This window comes from uncultured Microbacterium sp., from assembly GCF_963521695.1.
GTDB lineage: Bacteria > Actinomycetota > Actinomycetes > Actinomycetales > Microbacteriaceae > Microbacterium.
On sequence record NZ_CAUQWC010000240.1, the window covers coordinates 1 to 4,859 of the forward strand.

6 protein-coding genes are annotated in these 4,859 nt (G+C 68.0%); 2 read left to right on the plus strand and 4 right to left on the minus strand.

Annotation, left to right across the window (positions count from 1 at the left end; genetic code table 11):
- Positions 1 to 179: 179 nt before the first annotated feature.
- The gene (locus RWP81_RS14270) at positions 180 to 1,727 is read right to left on the minus strand and encodes a catalase (protein ID WP_314457184.1); all 1,548 of its coding nucleotides are present in this window, start codon (positions 1,725 to 1,727) and stop codon (positions 180 to 182) included.
- A 183-nt stretch (positions 1,728 to 1,910) separates the two neighbouring features.
- Here RWP81_RS14270 and RWP81_RS14275 point away from each other — a divergent pair, with 183 nt between their 5' ends.
- A complete protein-coding gene (locus RWP81_RS14275; protein ID WP_314457186.1) occupies positions 1,911 to 2,126 on the plus strand; it encodes a DUF2945 domain-containing protein in 216 nt (71 codons plus the stop codon).
- Between the two features lie 154 nt (positions 2,127 to 2,280).
- On the opposite strand, the gene RWP81_RS14280 is transcribed toward RWP81_RS14275, so the two are convergent.
- Positions 2,281 to 3,720, minus strand: a complete 1,440-nt coding sequence (locus tag RWP81_RS14280; RefSeq protein ID WP_314457187.1) for a cryptochrome/photolyase family protein — start codon at positions 3,718 to 3,720, stop codon at positions 2,281 to 2,283.
- A complete protein-coding gene (locus RWP81_RS14285; RefSeq protein ID WP_314457188.1) occupies positions 3,717 to 3,992 on the minus strand; it encodes a DUF2256 domain-containing protein in 276 nt (91 codons plus the stop codon). The genes RWP81_RS14280 and RWP81_RS14285 overlap by 4 nt, the downstream gene beginning before the upstream one ends.
- Between RWP81_RS14285 and RWP81_RS14290 the strand changes: the two genes are divergently transcribed.
- The gene (locus tag RWP81_RS14290; protein ID WP_279291788.1) at positions 3,985 to 4,113 is read left to right on the plus strand and encodes a hypothetical protein; all 129 of its coding nucleotides are present in this window, start codon (positions 3,985 to 3,987) and stop codon (positions 4,111 to 4,113) included. The two genes, RWP81_RS14285 and RWP81_RS14290, sit on opposite strands and share 8 nt — an antisense overlap.
- Positions 4,114 to 4,155: 42 nt before the next feature.
- Here RWP81_RS14290 and RWP81_RS14295 read toward each other — a convergent pair whose 3' ends face one another.
- Positions 4,156 to 4,647: a pyridoxamine 5'-phosphate oxidase family protein gene (locus tag RWP81_RS14295; protein WP_314457189.1), complete on the minus strand. Its 492-nt coding sequence runs from the start codon at positions 4,645 to 4,647 to the stop codon at positions 4,156 to 4,158.
- Positions 4,648 to 4,859 lie beyond the last annotated feature (212 nt).

Consider the following 4,859-nt stretch of genomic DNA (forward strand, 5'->3'; position numbering starts at 1 on the left):
GTGCCACCGCTGCGCCGTGCCGCGTGTCGCCGCCGCGCCGCGTCCCGCCGCGCGTGTGGCCGTGCCCGGGGCAGCCACGCCCTGCGGGTTCCCCGTGAGACGGCATCTCGCTGACAAGTCGGTTGCGGCGCGCAGCCGTTCTGTCAGCGAGATACCGTCTCGCGGTTCAGCGTCGGGCCTCAGATCTTTCCCGCGACGTCCGTTCCGACCAGATCGCCGTCGGGGTTCGGCTCGCTCAGCTGCTCACCGGGTGCCGTCGAGCCCTCCAGCGGCGGCAGCGCCGCCTCGACGCGGGAGCCGATCTCGGCATCCACGTTCTTCCAGTACTGCACCGCACGATCACGCACGTCAGCGCGTGTGACTCCCCCGACGTGCCCCGTGATGGTCTCCACGAGACGGTCGCGCTCCTCGGCGGACATGACCTCGCGCACCAGTGTGCCCGCCTGGCCCCAGTCATCGTCTTCGGGGTGCAGGGTCGCCGCCGAACGGACGAGGTCACCGTCGCTCTGCCAGCCGCCGTCGCCCGCGCGTCGCGGGTCGGCCGCGGGGCCCCCGACGGAGTTGGGCGCGTACACGGGCACCTCGGGCGGGTTGTACTCGTAGCGCATCGCGCCCTCTTTCGAGTACGAGTGCACCTCGGTGTGCGGACGGTTGACGGGCAGCTGCTGGTAGTTCGTGCCCACGCGGTAGCGGTGGGCATCGGCGTAACTGAAGATGCGCGCCTGCAGCATCTTGTCGGGGCTGCCGTCGATGCCGGGCACGAAGTTCGACGGCTCGAACGCCGCCTGCTCGATCTCGGCGAAATAGTTGCCCGGGTTACGGTTCAGCTCCATCGTGCCGACTTCGATCTCGGGGTAGTCGTCGTGCGGCCACACCTTGGTCAGGTCGAAGGGATTGAAGCGGTACGTCTTGGCGTCCTCGTACGGCATGATCTGCACCTTCAGCGTCCACGTCGGGAACTCGGCGCGCTCGATCGCGGCGTACAGGTCGCGAATGTGGAAGTCGGCGTCTTGACCGGCGATCTGATCGGCCTCGTCTTGGGTCAGCGTCTGGTGACCGAGGTCGGTGTGGAAGTGGTATTTCACCCAGAACCGCTCACCCTCGGCATTGATCCACTGGTACGTGTGCGATCCGTAGCCGTTCATGTGGCGCCAGGATGCCGGGATCCCGCGGTCGCCCATCAGCCACGTCACTTGGTGCGCGCTCTCGGGCGAGAGCGTCCAGAAATCCCACTGCATCGTGTTGTCGCGCAGGTGGCTGCCGGGCAGGCGCTTCTGCGACCGGATGAAGTCGGGGAACTTGATGCCGTCTTTCACGAAGAAGACGGGGGTGTTGTTTCCGACGAGGTCGTAGTTGCCCTCGGTCGTGTAGAACTTCAGCGAGAATCCGCGCGGGTCTCGCCACGTATCGGGGCTGCCCTGCTCACCGGCGACGGAGGAGAAACGCGCGAGCATCTCGGTCTCCACACCCGGCTGGAACAGCGCCGCCCGCGTGTAGGCCGACACGTCGCCGGTGGTGCGGAACGTGCCGAAGGCACCGCCGCCTTTGGCGTGCACGACGCGCTCGGGCACGCGCTCGCGGTTGAACTGCGCGAGCTTCTCGATCAGGTAGTGATCGGTGAGCGCGATCGAGCCGTCGGCTCCGACGCTCTGGGAATGTTCGTCGCTGGCGATGGGGGCACCGTTGTTGGCGGTGGTCGGGTCGTTGGCAGTGGTCGACTCGGTCATGGCTCTCCTCACGTCGTGGGCCGCGAAAAACGTGGCCCCATTCGACGCTACGCAGGGGGTCCGACATCGCTGAGGCATTGCGGATCCGCCGGTGACCACGTAGGGCCGGCGACGCTGTCAATCCCCGGATCGGCGTGCCCGGCGGCGGCGAGCATGAGCGCACATCAACCGAAAGGACGCGTCATGGCGAAAGATCTGTCGAAAGGCGACCGGGTCAGCTGGGACACCCCGCAGGGGCGCACGCAGGGCGAGGTCGTGGAGAAGAAGACGAAGGACTTCGAGCACGACGGACAGAAGTTCACGGCATCCGACTATGACCCGGCCTTCATCGTGAAGTCGGAGAAATCCGGCGCTGAGGCCGCGCACAAGGGCTCCGCCCTGAACAAGCTGAAGAGCTGACACCCGCGGACGCTTCGACAGGCTCAGCGACCGCTCGCTCGAGGTTCCTGAGCCTGTCGAGGGGACCGGGTCCGATGTGGACCGATGGCTTCGATGACCTCAGCCACCTCCGACCGAGGTCCAGGAGCCCGTCGGTGAGACCGGAACCCGCGCGCTAGCCCTTCGCGTCGCGCCGCTTGCGCATCTGCGCCAGCGCCAGCGAGAGCCGGTGGTTGCCGGCGAGCACGTCCTCGTGCCGCTCGAGGAACGCCCAGTACGCGTCGGTGAAGACCGAGTCCTTGGCATCCGCCGCCGACGGCCACCACGACCCCATCTTCTGCAGGTACGCCCCACCCGACACGTAGGGCTTGGTCGCGACGAACCCGCCGTCGGCGAACTGGCTCATCCCCATGACGTTGGGCACCATGACCCAGTCGTACGCGTCGACGAACAGCGCGAGGAACCACGCGTTCACCTCCCGCGGAGCGTAGCCCCGCAGCAGGAACCAGTTGCCCAGCACCATCAGCCGCTCGATGTGGTGCGCGTAGCCCCACCGGTGCACGCGCTCGAGGACCGTGCGCACCGGGATCGGCAGGTCACTCGGCATCCGCTCACCCGAGTACCAGTACTTCTGGATGCGCCCGTCGAGGTGCAGTGCGTTGACGTGCTCGAGCTTCGGGTGCGCCCGGTACATGCCGCGCATGTATTCGCGCCACCCGATCACCTGGCGGATGAACCCCTCGACGGATGCCAGGGGTGCATCGGTGCGCGTGGCCGCGGTGACGACCTCCTCGACGGTGAGCAGCCCGATGTTCAGCATCGGCGAGATGATCGCGTGGAAGAGGAACGGCTCGTCGGCCTTCATCGCGTCCTCGTACCGGCCGAAGTCGTGCAGCCGTTCGGCGACGAACACGTCGAGCCACTCGCGGGCGTCCTCCGGGGTCACCGGAAGCCAGAACTCGCCCCCTACGCCCGGGTGCTCGGGGAACAGCTCGTCGACCTCGGAGATGACCGTCCGGGTGATCTCGTCGTGCTCCGGCTGCGGGAGAGAGGGGATGTCGACGCCCTTCTTCGGAAGCGGTTTGCGATTGTCGGCGTCGAAGTTCCACCGGCGCCCCGCGGGCTTGCCCCCGTCCATCAGGATCCCGGTGCGCCGGCGCTGCCAGTGGTAGAAGTCCTCCATCAGCGGCGTCGGATGCTCGGCGAACCAGGCGTCGACCTCCTCTTCGGGGGTGAGGAACAGGCCGTCCGACAGCACGTCGGTGTCGACGTCGTGGTCGGCGCAGATCGAAGCGATGCGCTCGTCGACCGGACGGTTCGGGTCACTCATCCACGTCAACTCGGTGACGCCGTGCTCCGTCAGGAGGCTTTCGAGTCCCGCCCGGAAGGTGAGGTCGTCGCCGAGCGAGATCCGGCGGACAGTCTTCCCGTCGGCCTCCAGCCGGGCCGCAGTGTGCCGCATCGCGGAGATCAGCAGCACGATCTTGTGCCGGTGATACGGGAGCTTGCGGAATCGCGGCGCCGACTCGATGAAGAAGAACTCATCGATGCCGTCCTCGGCGTACGCGGGATGCTCGGCGAACTGCTGCGTGGCGAGGATCAGGGCCGCCCTCACGCGTGCCGCCTCTGCTTCGCCGCGTTCGCCCGGCATCCGCGCGAGCAGTAGAGCACCTGGTCCCACTGATCGCGGCCGCTCCAGCGTTTACGGTCGGTGAACGGGCGCCCGCAGAATGCGCAGGGCTTGGAGCGCACCTCAGCTCGTGACATGCCGCCATCGTCGCAAGAGGGTCCTTCGTGCCGCGGGGGCTTGCGCAGACACGAAGATCGGGTGCGCGCAAGGCCCGCGCGGGATCCGCCGTCTTCATGGTCGAGTCGCACCATGGACATCACATCTGAACGACCCCGCGACGACGCCGATAGCCCCGACGAGCTCGAGACCGCCGACGGCGCGCGCATGCCCGATTCCACGGACGACGACGGCACACCGGTCGAGAACCCGTCCGGCTGAGCGCGGACGGGCCGGGTCCCCGCGGGACTCCGGCCCGATCCGTCACTCCGGCAGGTCGAACTTCTCGTTCTCTCCGCCCTGGGGGCGTTCGCCGGTGACCTTCGACGTCACCAGCGCGATGGCGGTGGCGATGCGCCCGCCGGCGCTGCCCCAGTACTCGCCGCTCAGAGTGTTCACCCGCAGGAGCGTCACACCGGGCGACTCGGGACCGTCGGGGAACCACGCCTCGACGCTCGTCGACCACAGCTCCTTGAGCTTTGCGAGGTCGTCGACGACCTCTGCCTCACCCGCGAGCGAGAGCCACGTGCTGTCGGAGCTGAACGACAGTCCGACCTTCGGGTCGCGCCGCACATGCGAGACGGCCGACGCGTCGGTGCCCACGATGAACCACAGGTCCCCGTCGCTCTCGGTCTCCTGAACCGTGAGCGGGTGTGCGTGCAGAGCACCGTCCTCCGCCCGCGTGGTGACCATCGCGAAGCGGAACTTCTTCAGCAGCTCGTTGAGCTTCTGCAGCTCGGATCCGGTGGATGACATGTCATTCCTCTCGTCGAAGGCTCCAGCCCACCGCGTGCGCCCGCACCCTCGCTACGTATTGACGTCGGCGTCGTCGTCTGCTCCTACCCGGCGGCCGGCGTCGGCCGGCGGGGCGAGGCGGTCGAGCTCGTCGAGAGCCGCCCGGGCACGTTCGACGCGCGCCGGCACCGCGTCATCCCACCAGCGAGGGCCGCGTTCGCCCAGGCCCGCCT

Excerpts from the sequence above, each read along its gene's own strand:
- RWP81_RS14270 (WP_314457184.1), bottom strand. The coding sequence starts at position 1,727 with ATGACCGAGTCGACCACTGCCAACGACCCGACCACCGCCAACAACGGT.
- RWP81_RS14275 (WP_314457186.1), top strand. The coding sequence starts at position 1,911 with ATGGCGAAAGATCTGTCGAAAGGCGACCGGGTCAGCTGGGACACCCCG.
- RWP81_RS14290 (WP_279291788.1), top strand. The coding sequence starts at position 3,985 with ATGGACATCACATCTGAACGACCCCGCGACGACGCCGATAGCCCCGAC.
- RWP81_RS14285 (WP_314457188.1), bottom strand. The coding sequence starts at position 3,992 with ATGTCCATGGTGCGACTCGACCATGAAGACGGCGGATCCCGCGCGGGC.
- RWP81_RS14295 (WP_314457189.1), bottom strand. The coding sequence starts at position 4,647 with ATGTCATCCACCGGATCCGAGCTGCAGAAGCTCAACGAGCTGCTGAAG.